This window comes from Polaribacter sp. BM10, from assembly GCF_002005425.1.
Classification (GTDB): Bacteria; Bacteroidota; Bacteroidia; order Flavobacteriales; family Flavobacteriaceae; genus Polaribacter; species Polaribacter marinaquae.
The window spans coordinates 712,900-729,592 of the sequence record NZ_CP019704.1 but is presented as its reverse complement, the minus strand read 5'-3'; the positions used below and the strand labels follow the sequence as shown (position 1 = coordinate 729,592).

Genomic DNA, 16,693 nt, shown 5'->3' with positions numbered 1-16,693 from the left:
TTTTATTGATTATTAGGTATCTAAATTTACAAAAAAGGAATTTAAATTCATTTAAAGATATCACAAATTAAATAGTATTTTTGAAATCTAAATAATAGAAATGAGTGTACACATTATTTTTGAAGATGATTATATCTTATGCGTTAGTAAACCTAACAATGTTGTAGTTCATCATGCGCATCACTCTAGAAACGTTGCTGATGAAGCTTCTCTTTTACAATTAGTTGAAGCGTTGAAAGGAATAAAAACATACCCGATACATCGTTTAGACAGAAAAACATCTGGTATTATTTTATTAGCAAAAGAAAAACAATACGTTTCTAAGTTTCAAGAATTGTTTACTAATAATCAAATTGAAAAAACATATTACGGTTTGGTTAGAGGTTTTGCACCAGAAGAAAAAATAATAGATTCGCCAGTAAAAGGACGTGATGCCAATGTACACAAAGATGCATTAACAGTTTTAAAAACTTTAGAAAAAGTAACGCTAGAAATTCCTGTAAAACCTTACGATTCTTCTCGTTATAGTCTAATTGAAATGAAACCTAAAACAGGTAGAATGCATCAATTAAGAATTCACACCAATAAAATTAGCAATCCGTTAATTGGCGACCCTAAATATGGCGATAAAAACCACAATGTAATGTTTGAAAACAACTTTGGTTGGTGCAAAATGTTTTTACACGCTGGTAAATTAGAATTTAAGCATCCTTTTTCTGAGGAATTCTTAAGTTTAAAAGCAAAGTTTCCGGAAGATTGGCAGCATGCTTTTAAAGAATTTTCTTGGAAAAATCCATTAGCAAATTAAGCACTTAAAATCGGTATAGAACTGTTGTTTCCAGAATTTCTTAGCCCTGATAGAGCGGTTTGTTTGAGCTCTTTTTAGATTGTTTTTATAAAAAGATATTTTTATAAAAACAATCTAGCGAAGCGAAAAAAAGCGAGTAGCGAAAGCAGGAAATAGCTTCTAAAAATTATTGTTCGATATTTTGTGCATTAAAGGCTATTAATTCTCCTGCCTCAAAAGTTGGTGTAATTTCTATAGGATTACAGCAAACCTCACAATCTTCTATATAGGTTTGCTGATGTACGCTTGCATCTAAAATCATCGATACTTCTTCCCAACAATATGGACATTGAAAAAAATGCTCTTGCTCCACTACTCTTTTACTTTTAAGACTAATTTTCCGTTTTTATTACCTGTAAAAAGTCTATTATAGGTTTCTTGAAAGTTTTCGATTCCGTTATAAATATCTTCTTTCGATTTTAGTTTTCCTTCTTGTAACCAGCCACTCATCTCTTTTACAGCTTTACCAAAATCTTTGGTATAATCCATTACCATAAGACCTTGCATTGTAGAACGTGTTACTAACAATGATAGATAATTACTAGGACCTTGCACTTTACTTTTGTTGTTGTATTGAGAAATTGCACCACATATAATTACTTTTGCATGCATTCTTAATTTGCTTAATGCTGCATCTAGTATTACACCACCTACGTTATCAAAAAAGACATCGATACCTTTAGGACATTTCTTTTTTAAGGCAGAATAAATATTCTCGTTTTTGTAGTCTATAGCATCATCAAAACCTAACTCATTTAAAATATAGTCGCATTTTTCTTTTCCGCCAGCAATACCAATTACTGTACAGCCTTTTATTTTAGCTATTTGCCCAACAATAGCACCAACAGCTCCTGCAGCACCAGATACCAAAACGATATCTCCTTGTTTAACTTTTCCTACTTCTAAAATACCAAAGTACGCTGTCATTCCTGGCATACCTAAAGTACCCAAATACATTGGCATCGAGGCCAAACTTTCGTCTACTTTAAACCAGCCATCTCCGTTTGTAATAGAATATTGTTGTACGCCACCCCAACTTGTTACACAATCTCCAACTTCAAATTTTGGATTGTTATTTGTTTTGATAACTTTACCAATAGCACCTGCGCGCATAACGTGATCTAATGCTACTGGCGGAATGTATGATTTTGAATCATTCATCCAACCGCGCATTGCTGGGTCTAATGATATATAATGATGTTCTATTAAAATTTCTCCGTCTTGTAACTCAGTAATTTCATTACTTTCTAATTGCCAAGTATTTTCATCTGGATAACCTTTGGGTCTATTTTTAAGTATAACTTGTTTATTAATCATGAATACTAATTTTTAACTCTAAAAATACTAATTTTTAATAATTTAAAAGCACTTCTATAGCTTTATCTAATCGACTTTTTCCTAAATATTGATTTTCTAATTCTGCTTGAAAAGGTATAGGAGTTTCTAAGCTTGCAATTCTAGCAACCGGTGCGTCTAAATATTCGAAACAGTTTTCGCTTATTAATGCAGAAATATCACTTGCCAAACCACCAAACATAGAATCTTCTTGTACAATAATTGCTTTACCTGTTTTTTTTACTGAATCGTAAATAGTTTCAACATCTAAAGGTTGTAACGTTCTTAAATCGATTACATCTATATTTTCTATGTTTTGCTTTTCTAAAGACTCTAAAACCCAATGTATTGCAGCACCATAACTAATAATTGTTAATGCATCACCTTGTTTTACAACAGCTGCTTTACCAATTTCTGTTGTATAACTATTTGTAGATACTTCTTGATAAACAGAACGATACAAAGCTTTATGCTCGAAAAACATTACAGGGTTTGGATTCTCTATTGCCGAAGCTAACAACCCTTTTGCATCTGACGGAAAAGCCGGATAAACAACTATTAATCCAGGAGTTTTGGTAAACCAAGCTTCGTTTGTTTGACTATGAAAAGGCCCTGCATTTACACCTGCACCACAAGGCATTCTTACTACAATGTCTGCTTTTTGTTGCCAGCGATAATGCGATTTTGCTAGTAAATTTACAATAGGATTAAATCCTGATGAGACAAAATCTGCAAATTGCATTTCCATAACAGCTTTAAATCCGTTAACAGACAAACCATAAGCAGCAGAAACAATTGCAGACTCGCAAATTGGAGTATTTCTTACACGTTCTTTTCCAAATTTCTCTAAAAATCCATCAGTAATTTTAAAAACACCGCCATAAGCTGCAACATCTTGCCCCATGATAATCAAATTATCATTTTTTTCCATTGCCTGCTCCAATCCTTCTGAAATGGCATCAACAAATCTTATTTTTTTCTTGTCAAGAGACGGAACTATTTCTTTATAACTATAATCTTTATAAACGTCTTTTAACTCCTCTTCTAAATCTGGTATAATTTCTTCCTCATTATACGCTATATCTAAGTTTGTATTTATTTGTGATGTAATTTCAGTACGAAAAGACGCATCTAATGTTTCTGTAAGAACACCATCTTCTAATAAAAATTCTTTAAAATTTTCTAACGGATCTTTATCTGCCCAAGTATCTAATAAATCTTGTGGTACGTACTTTGTTCCACTAGCTTCTTCGTGCCCACGCATTCTAAAGGTTTTAAACTCTAACAATACTGGTCTTGGTTTTTTTCGAATACTTTCGGCTATTTCAGACACTTTTGCATACACCTCTAAAATATTATTCCCATCGATTACATAACTCTCCATACCATAGCCAATGCCTTTATCGGCTATATGATTGCATTTAAATTGTTCTGATGTAGGCGTAGACAAACCATACCCATTATTTTCTACACAAAATAATACGGGCAAATCCCATACAGAAGCAACATTTAAGGCCTCATGAAAATCTCCTTCACTTGTACCACCTTCTCCTGTAAAAACTGCACAAACATTGCCATTTTGCTTTATTTTATTTGCTAATGCAATACCATCTGCAACGCCTAATTGTGGCCCAAGATGCGATATCATACCAACAATATGAAATTCTTGTGTCCCAAAATGAAAACTTCTATCTCTACCTTTAGTAAAACCATTTAATTTACCTTGCCATTGCGAAAAAAGTCTGTGTAAAGGAATTTTACGTGTTGTAAACACTCCTAAATTTCTGTGCATTGGTAAAATGTACTCGTCATCGTACAAAGCAGCCGTTACACCAACTGCAATAGCCTCTTGCCCAATGCCAGAAAACCATTTAGATATTTTACCTTGACGCAAAAGAATTAACATTTTTTCTTCTATCAATCTAGGTAACAACATTTCTTTATATAAATGTAAAAGTTGTTCTTTTGCTATAGAATTTGCGATAAATTTAATTTTACTTGCCATACGTTGTATATTTCATAACGTTAACAAACATAAACAATCAAAAGTAGAATCCACAAAAAAATCCTTATCATTTTAATGATAAGGATTTTTAATTATTTATAAGTAAAATACTCTACAATTCTTTAAAAATTGCGTGCATCATTCTCTTTTTATCGTTTATACTTTCTTCTAAAGCAATCATAGTTTCTGTTCTATTAACTCCAGGAACATCGTCTATTTGATATATAATGTCTTTTGCATCATTTGTTCCTTTTGCTCTGACTTTACAGAAAATATTATATTTACCTGCTGTTACGTATGCAACAGTAACGTTAGGTATGTTTCTTAAGTTTTCTATAACACTCTGTGTCATAGACGTTTTTTCTAGATATACACCAACATGTGCTATAAAAGAATAGCCCATTTTTTCGTAGTTAAGTGTTAAAGTAGAACCTTGAATAATACCTTCATCCTCCATCTTTTTTACACGAACATGAATGGTTCCTGCAGACACTAATAATTGTTTTGCAATATCTGTAAATGGTGTTCTAGCATTCTCTATTAAAATGTCTAAGATTTGATGGTCTATTTCGTCTAAAATGAATTTTTTCATAATTTATATATTATTCAATTATAATTGCAAATTTATAAATTTAATTTAAGAGAACAATAAAAAAAATGAGAAATATCTAATGTTTTTAGCTTTCGAAAACGATTTCGTGGTGACCAATTTTGCCTTTCAAGCTACTTTCTTCTACTTTAACCAATGTCGAAACTAACTCACCACCAACAATTTGATCTTTATATTGGTAGGCTATATCCTTCTTTTCACCTGAATGTCGATGAATTATATCATAAAAATCTTTTGCGTTGTTTGGGATAGTAAAGTAGTCTTTATACTCACTAAAATCCTCGGTAATTGCAATATGATACAATCCTTGTAAAATAGCATAAAAAGTATATTCTCTAGACACCTCTCTTACATAATCATCAGGATAGTGTCCAGATTCAATTAAGATAGTATTGTAACCTAACTTTTGAAAATTATCTCCGGTAGCCGTTGGGTAAAACTCATCTGTATATCTACCTATATAATTCGGAATCATTTTTTGCAAAACAGCGTTCATAGCTACAATTACATTCATTGTCTGTTTTCTACCTTTGGTTAACACCCTTGTAACTTCTTCTGAAGGGGCTAAGAAAGATATTGTAGCAGGGTTTTTAGTGTTTTCTACATTAAATATAGTTCTTTGGTCGTGTAGATTAAAACAAAACTGCGGATTAAAATCTTCTAAAAGACTTCTTAATAACTTGCTTTCTTTTGCAACTCGATCTACAGCGTCTCTATTAAGATCTATATTATTACCATTTACTCTTGTATAAACTTCTGCTCCGTCTGGATTTAACATAGGTATAAAAACCAATGTACATGTATCTAAAATCGTTTGTAATTGCTCTTTATTAGTATTTAAAAAGCAATTAAATAGATCGAATAATGCTTTTGTACCTGTACTTTCATTTCCGTGCATTTGAGACCACAACAATATTTTTTTCTTACCAGTACCAATTTTAAGTTTATAAATAGGTATTCCTTTTTCTGATGTACCTATTTCTTGCACAAGAAATTTTGATTCATATTTCTGAAACAAACTTTCTATGTCTTTAAAACGAATCCATTTTCCAGAAATAGAAGTTTCTTTTTGTTCTTTAAAAATGGTCTTCAAAAAATCTACTGCTAACAAGCTCATAATATTCGGTTGTAAAATCTTTGTAAAAATAAAGCAATCACATTTGTAATCAAACTAAAATGTTACAAATGTAAATTAACTAATTGTTACAAATGTAAACTTGCAATTATGCTTACAAAGTTACTTTTGTAAACAGAATTTCTATTTTTTATTTCAGAAAGCTATTTGATTATATATCAATATAATAATTTCCTATATAAAAAATATAAATACTTATATTTTAGTATTTTACAAGTTTTAACTAAAGCTTTACTTTACCACCTCAAACACTTAATAAAACTAGGTATAAATTTACCTTTGTGGTTACAATAAAATATTTTACATTTGTAAAACAACAAGTTGTTACAATGATAAACACAGCCAATTTTACAAGTAAACTGAAAAAAGTAATGGAACATCATCAACTTTCGGCATCTACGTTTGCAGATAAAGTTGGTGTACAACGTTCTAGCATCTCTCATATTTTATCTGGAAGAAACAAACCAAGTTTAGATTTTATATTAAAAGTAACATCAGAATTTAACGACGTAGATATTAATTGGCTCTTAAAAGACGAAGGTGTTTTTCCTAAAAATGCAGTTCAGAAAATAAAACAGCACACCCCTTCTTCACCTACTTTATTTTCTTCAGAAAAAAATAACAGCGGAAAAAATATTCAACGAATTGTAGTTTTTTATGATGATGGTACTTTTGAAGAATATCAAAAATAATTTTACGTTTACTTTTCGTTTTCAACAAAAAGCTAATTTTTATAACAAACTTGTTTAAATAGTATATTTTAGTACTTATGAATAAAATTGATATAAGAACAGTAAATGTGGTTCAGTATTTACAACCTTTAAGAGAAGGTGGTTCTTTGCCTGCAATTGTAAAAGCAGATGATGGTTTTTTGTATGTCTTAAAATTTAGAGGAGCCGGACAAGGAACCAAAGCTTTAATTTCTGAATTTATTGGTGGCGAACTTGCGAGAGCTTTAAACCTAAAAGTACCAGAACTAGTATTTATGAATTTGGATGATTCTTTTGCAAAAACAGAACCCGATGAAGAAATACAAGATTTATTAAAATTTAGTGTGGGTTTAAATTTAGGGCTTCATTTTTTATCGAGCGCGATTACTTACGATCCTTTGGTTTCTAAAGTTGATGCTTTTACGGCATCTAAAGTTGTATTATTAGATAGCTTGATTAGTAATATCGATAGAACAACAAAAAATACAAACTTGCTGCATTGGAATAATGAACTTTGGGTAATTGACAATGGCGCTAGTTTTTACTTTCATCATAATTGGAGTACTTGGGAAAATCATTTAACAAGAACGTTTCCGTTAATTAAAGACCATGTGCTTTTAGCGAAAGCAACAAAACTAAAAGAAGCTGCACTAGAACTTAAAAAAGAAATAAACGAATCTATTATAATTGAAATCGTTTCTAAAATTCCTGAAAATTGGTTAGAGAATGAAGGTGAAGTTTTAAAACCTAACGAAATGAGAAATGCATATATTACTTTTTTAAATGCAAAATTAAAAATGTTAGATTCATTAGTAAAAGAAGCAGAAGATGCAAGATAGATTTACATTTGAATATGCAATTATTCGTGTTGTTCCAAAAGTAGAACGCGAAGAATTTTTTAACGTGGGTGTAATTCTATTTTCTAAAAGAAAAAAGTTTTTAGGAATTAAATACCACATTAACCCTGACAAGTTAAAAGCACTTGCTCCAGAATTAGATCTTAATTTTTTAAATAATTATTTAGCAGCTTGGGTGCAAATTTGTGAGGGCAATAAAGCCGGAGGTAAAATTGGTGAATTTGAAATTGCAGACAGATTTAGATGGCTTGCTGCTTGTAGAAGTACAATTATACAAAGCTCTAAAACACACCCTGGTTTGTGTGAACAACCAGAAGATTCTTTAAATGATATTTTTGAGAAATTTGTAATGTAACTAACAATAGAACCAAATTATACTAAAATAATTATTGAATTGATTTTACCTTTTTATCAAAGACAACTTACAACAGGTATAAACATTATGATTAACTAATATTTCTAACAAAAAAATCTAGTATATTTTTATAAACATACTAGAATATTTTTTTGCGAAATACTTTTAGGGTATTTACGTTTACAAATAAAAACTATTTTTTGATTCTTAACTTAAGTAGCAAACAAATTTAGCCCTGATTGTAGCATTTGTTTGAGCTCTTTTTTAGTTTGTTCGCGAAAATTTGTGAAGTATGAGCAAATTTATAAAGTGAACATACTAAAAAAAGCGAGTGCGAAAAGCAGGAAATAGCTTCTAAAAAAATTCTATAAATGACTGGCGATTAAATTATTTTTAACAGTAACCTCTGGTACTTTAAAATTGAAATAATTAGACAACGGAATTTCGAAACCTTTATGATTTAAATAATTATTTAATGCAATATTTAATCCTTCGCTATAAAGATGATGCTCTGCCCCTGTTGGGTCTTCGTGAAATAAATCGTTTTCTGCAAAACCTTCAAACTTTGGCCCTGTAATTTTAATTTTAAATTCTTCTGGATTTTTACCTACCGGACTATGACTTGTGCAAGCAAATTGATGCCAAAAAGCAGATTGAATACAATTATTATAAAATAACTGACGTACAACCTCTAAAGAATCGATAGTTTCTTGGGCTGTTTCTGTAGGAAAACCAAACATTAAATAAGCATGAACCATTATATTTTGATCGGAAAATGCTTTGGTAACTCTTGCTACTTGCCCAATGTCTACTCCTTTTTTCATTTTTGCTAACAACCTATCGGATGCAACTTCTAAACCACCAGTTACTGCAATACAACCAGATTTAGATAAAAGTGCACACAATTCTGGCGTAAAAGTTTTTTCGAATCTAATATTTGTCCACCAAGTAATAAATACTTTACGTTCTAGTAATTTATTGGCTAACGCTCTTAACATTTTTGGTGGCGCTGCTTCGTCTACAAAATGAAAACCAGTTATACCTGTTTCTGCAATTATCTTTTCGATTTTATTTACCAAATCATCTGCAGTGGTGTTTTGATAATTGCCGATATAATCTAAAGTAACGTCACAAAACGAGCATTGTTTCCAATAGCAACCATGAGAAATAGTTAACTTATTCCATTTACCATCAGACCACATTCTGTGCATCGGATTCATAACATCTAAAAAAGACAAGTATTTTGCTGTTGGCAAACCAACGTAACTTGGTGCCGGCAAATTTTTATGATGAAAAATAGTATTCGGAGTTTTATCTGCATAAACAACTTTATTTTCTCTGCAAATAAATGTTCTTTCTAAAGACTCCTCTCCTATTTTATTTTCTAAATATTCTGTAATTCTTAATAACGGCCCTTCACCATCATCTAAAGTTATAAAATCTACATAATTAAAAATACGCGTGTCTGTTAAACGTCTAAGCTCTGTATTGCAATAACCTCCGCCAAAGGCAACCTTAATTGTTGGATATTTTTCTTTGATAAATTGTGCACATCTTAATGCCGAAAACAAGTTACCAGGAAACGGAATTGTAAAACAAACCAAATTATAAGCATCTTTTTGTAATTGTTCTTCTAACAAATACAACATTTCGTCTTCTATTAAAGTGGTTTCATATTGCAAACATTCTTCTAAGGTATTAAAACTAGATGCTGCTCTACCAATTTGTTCTGCATAACGTGTAAAAGAAAAAAACTCGTCTACGTTGGTATTTATAAAATCACCCAATTCTTCTACAAATAAAGTGGCAATGTGTTTTGCTTTGTCTAAAATACCAAGTTTACCAAACTCTGTAGATAAATCTTTGTTTAGTTTTATACGCCTGTGCCCGTGCGGTAAAAAATCTTTGTGCATAATTTGATAAGCTGCAGTAACTTCTTGTACACGTAAATAACTCATTACAGTATCTACTTTGTCTATATATGCTTCTCTTTGTTGCCAAACCAAAGGCAACGCAGTATTACCAAGCATTTCTGCTTGTTTAAAAATAGCATCTATAAATTCTTTAGTAAAAACACTTGTAAATAACTCGATACTTAAATCTAGCTGCTTCGTTTTAACATCTTTAGCATCTAAAAATCCTTTAATATATGCCGTAGCGGGATAAGCAGTATTTAACTGCGTAAATGGCGGAGTAATTAAAAGTGCGTTAGTAGACATCTAATTTATTAAAATGCAAAGATACTACCTCAATTATAATTACTCTTTAAATTTTTAATGCTTTTTCTTAAGATTCATTTTCTTACAAAAACAGGTATTTATACGTGTATTCTGTGCCAACTAAAAACTTACATTCGTTTTATAACTTAAAAACAATTTAATTTTGAATAGTAACCCCAACTTTCAAGAAATTAAAACAGAAACCACAAAACTGTTAGATACTGAAATTACTCAGGAAAATGCTAAAATTAGTTTAGATAAAATTCATCTTAAATTACAAGAAACAACTGCTATTACAGGTTCTGATTTTTCAATTGAAAATTTAGCAGCAATACCCACATCAAAAGGAAAAGCCTTGGGTTTAAATTATGCTGCTTTATGTTTATTAGATTACAAAAGAACAACTCTTTTTTTACAAGCGATATATACTGCGATAAAAGAACTACAAGACAAAAAGCCTAAAAAAAAGATAAAAATATTTTATGCCGGTTGCGGGCCTTATGCACCTTTTTTTACATTGATATGTACTCTTTTTAAACCAAGTGAGATTGAGTTTTCTTTACTTGATATTAATGTTGCATCAATAAAGTCAACAAAAAAAATAATTAGTGCCTTTAACTTATTGCCATACATAAATACAATTTATTCTGCAGACGCCACAACCATAAAAGTACCTAAAAGTGTATGTTATGACATTTTAATAAGCGAAACTTTAGATGCTGTTTTATATAGAGAATGTTATGTACCCATTTTAATGAATTTATTACCTCAGTTTAAGAAAGACGTAATTTTGATTCCAGAAAATGTACTGCTCACCTCTTCTTTAATTAATACTGATAAACCTGATAAAGAGGAAGAACTTTTAGATGTTATTTTTGATGTTAGAAATAGCATACTAAATAATGCAATTTCAAATAATTTCAATCCTTTAAAAGTTGCTATTTCTAAGAAAACAGAACACTATAATACTTTGGTAATTGATACAAATGTTCATATTTATAAAGACTATTGGTTAAAAAGATACGATTCTACTTTAACAACACCTTACGCCTATCACCTACAAAAACCATTTACTAAGCAAAAAGCTGTTTTTACATATTATTTGGATCCAGAAATAGAAATGAAATTAACTTTTGAGTAACTAAATTATTATGTTTCATCGTAGATACTTCTTTACATATTATAGTATTTTAAAAATTGGAAAAGAGAAAAATTTTACAGATGATGATCATCTTTTTTCCCTGATATATTTCTGATTTAAAAAGTAGTAGTTTTGCAAACTAAATTTTTAATATTCACGAATTAAAAGTATCTAAACAAAAATTTATTTTGCAAGAAGAAAGTTATAGTTACAGAATACAATGTTACAAATGTATGAGACCAAATAGTACTTGTATTTGTAAACACATCCGTTCTTTTGATACAAAAACTCGTTTTATTATTTTAATGCATCCGAAAGAATATAAAAAAGAGAAAAACGGAACGGGAATTATGACAAATCTTCAGTTAAAAAATGCTGAGATAGTTGTTGGTGTAGACTTTACCAACAACAAACGAATTAATAATATAATTGATAATAAAGAAAATTCTTCTTTCTTATTATACCCAGGTAAAGAAAGTTTTAATTTATCTACTAGAAAAAAACCAGAAATAGAACATTTTTTAGATAAAAAACCTCATATTTTTATTCTTGATGGTACTTGGCCTTGTGCAAGAAAAATGCTGAAGCTAAGTAAAAACTTACAGGAATTAAATAGAATAAGTTTCGACAACAAAATAAAGTCTAAGTTTATTATCAAACAACAACCAGAATCGCTTTGTCTTAGTACGATAGAGTCTGTTTACACAGTTTTAAATCTACTTAAAAAAGCAGAAATAGAAAATTGTGATACTTCTAATTTTCTAGTTCCATTTAAAAAAATGATTGGGTATCAACTTGATTATTTATTAAACCCAAAAAGTAAAAATTATCTTCCGGAAGCTAGTAAGATTATTACACCTAAAAATAGCTACAAGAAAGAAACTCAAAGAAGTATTATTTACGAACAAGAATAATTTGCGTTCTTAAATCTACTTTTTTTGCTCTTTTTAAACTTCTAAAAATTATTTGATAAAACAAGCCGCTAGCATCTTATATAAATCTGGGTGTTTTCTTTTCATTAGTTTAGGTCTTTCAAAGAAATACTCTCCGGCCACAGCTAAAAATTCAATTTCAGATGTTCCTCCGTAATTTCTAATATCGGAATCATCATTATTAATTTCTTCGATTTTTTTATGAATTAACTGTAAATAAGGAATCGTGTATTGTTTGTCTAGTAAAACCTCTGGAATACCATCAATAACACCATCCGATTTATCGAGAAGATGAATAAACTCGTGAATAGCTGTGTTTCCTTTATCTGTTTTGTTATGAAAACCATGATGCAGTGCTTTTCTTGATAAAATCATTTGATTTTCAAACCTTCCTGTACCCACTAAACCACCAATATTTCTGTGTGCTGCCTTAGAGTCAAACTGTAAATCATCATCAAAATAATCTGGATAAATTAAAACCGTTGTTAACTCTGTATACTGCCAAGAAGGAAATCTATATACCGGAATTACAGCACTGGCAGCAACTAACAACGTATCTAACTCTTCTAATTCAAATTTAATAGCCCTAATATGAACGGATGCTAAAAAGCGTGCCATTTTTTCTCGAAAAAGTTGTTGCTCTTTTTCTGTAAGTTTTTGATAAAATAAAACGTTATCCTTTAAAACACTGTGCCAATGATTGGGCACAGAAATTTTTTCAATGTTTTTAATCGCTCTTTTTTTATTACTTCGAATAGTAAATATTAAAAGCATCAATAATAAAGAGATTACAATAATATAAAGCATTCTGCTATTTTTAATAAAAAAGATTACAAGAGACCCGTCATAGCTTCTTTTACAATTGCAATATTTCTATCTTTATTGGTGTTTGTAGATTTTTCTTGTTCTTGTATTATTGTTCTCATTAAGTTGATTACTACTTTGTCGAAGCTAAACTTTTTATATTGATTTCCTTTGGTTACCATATCTTCTACTAAATTCTGAATTGCCAACATATTATTGCTTTTAGAAATCATTTTAAAAGCTTTTTCATACATCACTTTTGTTGGTCCTTGTCCAGATAAAAACATACCAGAAACAACACTTTTAGCTATAAATGGTAATTCTGTTTCGTCTTTAGACTCAATAAATATTTGTGTTAACGGTGTTGCCAATATTTTACGAACATCGTCTGGTAATTCTTTAGATTTTTTTAAAGCCAAATCTTTATCTATATAATACATAGCAACTAAAGATTTTCCTAAAACTGCATACGATTTACTTTGCAAACCTTTTGTGAAAATAGATTTTAATTCTGGGTCTGTTAATTTCCCTAAAGTTTCTATAGCAGCAGCTTTTACCAATGTTTTAGCATCATTATTAGCCAATTGCATAATTTTTCTAATGGCATCTTTCTTAGAAAATTTATTAATTAAATCGATATTTTCTAAAGCTAGTACTCTAATTTTATATGAAGAATCGTTTAAAGCTGCAACAACAGCGTTAAATGCAACTTTATCGTCTTGTTTTTTTACAACTTCTAAAAGCGCTTCTCTTCGATGCATAAAATGTGTTGCATTTTTTAACTGAAAAATATAATCACTTAAAACTTTATTTTCATTAAACTCTGCCAACAATACACCATCAGAATTTATCTGAATTAAATCTGGCATTATATCAAAAGGAAACGTAAATGAAGCATCGTTATTTTCTACAAAAACAGTTTCTCTTCTACGCTTAGTACCTTCAAAAATATCTAATGTTAAAGGAAATTGAAAATTTTCTGGTTGCAGTTGTAAAATGTTTACTGTTACAGTTTTTCTTAACTTATTATAATCATAAGAAACATCTATTTTTGGATGATTTGCACCAAAATACCATTGATTAAAGAACCAGTTTAAATCTTTACCAGTAACTTTTTCGAAAATTAAACGTAATTGATGTGCTTCTGCTGCCTTATATTTATAGTCATTTAAATACGTTTTTAAGCTTTCGAAAAAAGCTTTGTCTCCTAAATAATTTCTTAGCATGTGCAAAATAGCGCCACCTTTGTTATAGCTAACTATATCGAACATATCTTCTTTATCTAAATAATTAAAACGAACCAAATCCTTATCAGATTCTTGACCTTCTAAATACAAACTAACATTAGAATGCATGTACATTTCTGCCGCTTCTTCTCCGTATTTATATTCTTGCCATAAATATTCGCTATAATTCGCAAAAGACTCGTTAAGTGTTAAATTAGCCCAACTCTCTGTTGTTACTAAATTACCAAACCAATGATGAAAAAGTTCGTGTGCTATAGTGTTTTCATGAGTATTTTCATCGATTAATTGTCCAGGTGTTTGGTAGGCTTGTTCACCATGAACAACCGCTGTAGTATTTTCCATAGCACCAGAAACATAATCTCTAACAACCATTTGGCTATATTTATTCCAAGGATAAGCAACGCCCAATTTTTCTGAAAAGAATTGTATCATTTCTGGTGTATTACCAAAGATATCTTTTGCATATTGTGCATATTCTTTTTCTAAATAGTAGTTTACCGGAATATCTTTATAAGAATCTTTTACTATCTCGAACTCGCCAACACCCATAAAAAATAAATAAGGTGCATGTTTTTGATCCATTTTCCAGTAATCAGTTCTTAAATTACCATTATTTGTTTGATTTACAAGTGATCCATTAGATAAAGTAACATATTTGTTAGGAACTGTAATGTAAATTTCTTGTGTGGTTTTTTGATTGGGAGCATCTATTGTTGGAAACCAACAACTACTTCCCTCTGTTTCTCCTTGTGTCCAGATTTGTGTTGGCTTATTTTTATCTGCACCATCAGCATTTATAAAATACAAACCTTTTGCACCAGTAATTGCCGCACTACCTTTATCTTTAACTTTTTCTGGCCTTGCAGTATATTTTAAATAGATCGTAAATTTTTCTTCTTTTGTATACTTTTTTGGAAGTTTTATTACAATTTGAGCATCATCATAATCGTAATTTAATTTTGTTCCGTTTAAAGAAACTTCATCAAACAACATTGCTTTTGCATCTAACGTAAAAAGGTTTGTAGCATAGAAATGAGGTTTTGCAGTAACCCAAGCTTCACCATTTAATTCTTTTTTATCAAAATTAAAATTAACTTTTAGTTTGGTATGAATTAAGTTGTGCGTTTTTTCTCTTTCTGCCCTATAAATGGTATTATTTTGTGAGAAACTTATGGTGCTTATTGATAGGAATGCAAGTAAAATCCAGATTTTAATCTTCATAAATAATATATTCTTCTAAACTTCAAAAATACTAAATATGAAGATAGAACGTGTTAATGAGCAGTTAAATTCAAAAAACGTACCAAAGGCTAGAAAAAAAACCTCAACTTCTTTCGAAATTGAGGTTTTTTGTAAGTTTAAAATGCTAACTATTTGTTGAACATCTTAGAAAACTGTTTTAAAGAAGTACTGTCTGCGTCTACATCTACGCTATTTAGCATATCGATTATCTTAGAAGGATTCATATTTTCTCCTAATAATCTTGCGACTCCTACTCCGGCTTCTTTACCGTATCCAAAAGCGATAACTTCGTCTATAGAATTTGTATCACCAGAATAGTAAACTTTTACATTCATTCCTTTTGCCTTCATAGACATCAGGTTTTTATAAGTATCGTTGTTGGTAAATATCTTTTTTAATTTTCCTTTTTCAGTTTCGTAAGCAACAGAATTATCTGCAGTTTTAGGTAAAAAAGCTACATTAATTTTCTTGATACTTTTCATGGTTTCTTTTACATCATCAGAAACATCTGAATTTGCAGTTAGTAAAGAACTTACTGGTAAATCGCCCGTATAAAAATCTTCTTTACCGCTTGTGTCTACTAGATAACTTTGTAATGATTTATCGTTTTTACATGAGCTTGCAAAAACTAATACAAAAAGTAAAGAAAGTATGGTTGTTAATTTTTTCATTGATTAAGTTTTAAAAAGTACAATCTAATTTTAAAAAAACTAGATTGTACATGTTTTATATTATTTGTTTGCAAAAGTATCTGCTAGATCAGACATTTTATTAATATCTATGTTACCTGTTAAAGAGACAATAACTGCTTCAGACATGCCATTTGTCTTTTTATCGATACCTTTAATAAACATTAAAACTTCATTAACAAAGTCTTTGTTTTTAGATGCTTTTACATAAATCTTAACTCTAGAATCGTCTTCTTTGATTCTCATTAACTGTGTTAAGTTTTGTTTTTTAATAGAAGCATTTACCATGCTTTCCATTTTGTTTGCAATGGCCTTGTCTTCTGTAGAAAACATTTTGAATTCTTTTAATTCTTGTATCATTTGAAACACTTTCATCTCATCGCTATCTTTAAATTTTTCTGAATTAAATTTCGATAAAATTTCAAATGCATCTTTGGTAACAACTACCATATCTACTTCTTTTATGTCTTCTAAAGAATCATATAAAGACTGCGCATTGCTTAACAAAGGTGTTACTATAAATGCGATTAATAATAATATTTTTTTCATCTTTTCTTGTTTTACT

The 16,693-nt window shown here is 29.9% G+C and carries 16 protein-coding genes; 6 read left to right on the top strand and 10 right to left on the bottom strand.

Annotated elements, in window-relative coordinates; translation table 11 throughout:
- Window positions 1-100: 100 nt before the first annotated feature.
- Window positions 101-808 (top strand): RluA family pseudouridine synthase, encoded by a 708-nt coding sequence (locus tag BXQ17_RS03105; protein ID WP_077809236.1) that lies wholly within the window; start codon window positions 101-103, stop codon window positions 806-808.
- A gap of 166 nt (window positions 809-974) precedes the next feature.
- Here BXQ17_RS03105 and BXQ17_RS03100 read toward each other — a convergent pair whose 3' ends face one another.
- The 5 genes from BXQ17_RS03100 to BXQ17_RS03080 all read right to left on the bottom strand — a co-directional run bounded on the left by BXQ17_RS03100 (window position 975) and on the right by BXQ17_RS03080 (window position 5,914).
- Window positions 975-1,160 carry a CPXCG motif-containing cysteine-rich protein gene (locus tag BXQ17_RS03100; protein WP_254712403.1) on the bottom strand — a complete coding sequence of 62 codons (186 nt, stop codon included), beginning with the start codon at window positions 1,158-1,160 and terminating at the stop codon, window positions 975-977.
- Window positions 1,160-2,164: an NADP-dependent oxidoreductase gene (locus BXQ17_RS03095; RefSeq protein ID WP_077809234.1), complete on the bottom strand. Its 1,005-nt coding sequence runs from the start codon at window positions 2,162-2,164 to the stop codon at window positions 1,160-1,162. The genes BXQ17_RS03100 and BXQ17_RS03095 overlap by 1 nt, the downstream gene beginning before the upstream one ends.
- Window positions 2,165-2,198: 34 nt before the next feature.
- Window positions 2,199-4,187, bottom strand: a complete 1,989-nt coding sequence (locus BXQ17_RS03090) for a thiamine pyrophosphate-dependent enzyme (RefSeq protein ID WP_077809233.1) — start codon at window positions 4,185-4,187, stop codon at window positions 2,199-2,201.
- A gap of 112 nt (window positions 4,188-4,299) precedes the next feature.
- Window positions 4,300-4,779 (bottom strand): Lrp/AsnC family transcriptional regulator, encoded by a 480-nt coding sequence (locus BXQ17_RS03085; RefSeq protein ID WP_077809232.1) that lies wholly within the window; start codon window positions 4,777-4,779, stop codon window positions 4,300-4,302.
- A gap of 85 nt (window positions 4,780-4,864) precedes the next feature.
- Complete coding sequence (locus tag BXQ17_RS03080) at window positions 4,865-5,914, bottom strand: M14 family zinc carboxypeptidase (RefSeq protein ID WP_077809231.1); 1,050 nt, start codon at window positions 5,912-5,914, stop codon at window positions 4,865-4,867.
- Between the two features lie 347 nt (window positions 5,915-6,261).
- Between BXQ17_RS03080 and BXQ17_RS03075 the strand changes: the two genes are divergently transcribed.
- The 3 genes from BXQ17_RS03075 (at window position 6,262) to BXQ17_RS03065 (ending at window position 7,854) form a co-directional block, all read left to right on the top strand.
- Window positions 6,262-6,624 carry a helix-turn-helix domain-containing protein gene (locus tag BXQ17_RS03075; RefSeq protein ID WP_077809230.1) on the top strand — a complete coding sequence of 121 codons (363 nt, stop codon included), beginning with the start codon at window positions 6,262-6,264 and terminating at the stop codon, window positions 6,622-6,624.
- A 77-nt stretch (window positions 6,625-6,701) separates the two neighbouring features.
- Entirely contained in the window at window positions 6,702-7,481 is a 780-nt protein-coding gene (locus BXQ17_RS03070) for a HipA family kinase (RefSeq protein ID WP_077809229.1), read from the top strand.
- Window positions 7,471-7,854 carry a DUF3037 domain-containing protein gene (locus BXQ17_RS03065; RefSeq protein ID WP_077809228.1) on the top strand — a complete coding sequence of 128 codons (384 nt, stop codon included), beginning with the start codon at window positions 7,471-7,473 and terminating at the stop codon, window positions 7,852-7,854. Before BXQ17_RS03070 ends, BXQ17_RS03065 begins: the two co-directional genes overlap by 11 nt.
- Window positions 7,855-8,219: 365 nt before the next feature.
- Here the strand turns inward: BXQ17_RS03065 and BXQ17_RS03060 are convergent, their stop codons facing one another.
- Window positions 8,220-10,073: a radical SAM protein gene (locus BXQ17_RS03060; RefSeq protein WP_077809227.1), complete on the bottom strand. Its 1,854-nt coding sequence runs from the start codon at window positions 10,071-10,073 to the stop codon at window positions 8,220-8,222.
- Window positions 10,074-10,236: 163 nt separating this feature from the next.
- Here BXQ17_RS03060 and BXQ17_RS03055 point away from each other — a divergent pair, with 163 nt between their 5' ends.
- Together BXQ17_RS03055 and BXQ17_RS03050 are read left to right on the top strand one after the other, a co-directional pair.
- A complete protein-coding gene (locus BXQ17_RS03055) occupies window positions 10,237-11,214 on the top strand; it encodes a hypothetical protein (protein WP_077809226.1) in 978 nt (325 codons plus the stop codon).
- A gap of 233 nt (window positions 11,215-11,447) precedes the next feature.
- Complete coding sequence (locus BXQ17_RS03050; RefSeq protein WP_077809225.1) at window positions 11,448-12,128, top strand: tRNA-uridine aminocarboxypropyltransferase; 681 nt, start codon at window positions 11,448-11,450, stop codon at window positions 12,126-12,128.
- A gap of 48 nt (window positions 12,129-12,176) precedes the next feature.
- Here BXQ17_RS03050 and BXQ17_RS03045 read toward each other — a convergent pair whose 3' ends face one another.
- The 4 genes from BXQ17_RS03045 to BXQ17_RS03030 form a co-directional block, all read right to left on the bottom strand.
- Window positions 12,177-12,953: a zinc-dependent peptidase gene (locus tag BXQ17_RS03045; protein WP_077809224.1), complete on the bottom strand. Its 777-nt coding sequence runs from the start codon at window positions 12,951-12,953 to the stop codon at window positions 12,177-12,179.
- Window positions 12,954-12,976: 23 nt separating this feature from the next.
- Complete coding sequence (locus BXQ17_RS03040) at window positions 12,977-15,418, bottom strand: M1 family metallopeptidase (protein WP_077809223.1); 2,442 nt, start codon at window positions 15,416-15,418, stop codon at window positions 12,977-12,979.
- A 149-nt stretch (window positions 15,419-15,567) separates the two neighbouring features.
- Window positions 15,568-16,110, bottom strand: coding sequence for a DUF4252 domain-containing protein (locus BXQ17_RS03035; protein WP_077809222.1), 543 nt, complete (start codon window positions 16,108-16,110; stop codon window positions 15,568-15,570).
- Window positions 16,111-16,170: 60 nt separating this feature from the next.
- On the bottom strand, window positions 16,171-16,677 hold the full coding sequence (locus tag BXQ17_RS03030; protein ID WP_077809221.1) for a DUF4252 domain-containing protein: 507 nt from the start codon (window positions 16,675-16,677) through the stop codon (window positions 16,171-16,173).
- Window positions 16,678-16,693: the final 16 nt, after the last annotated feature.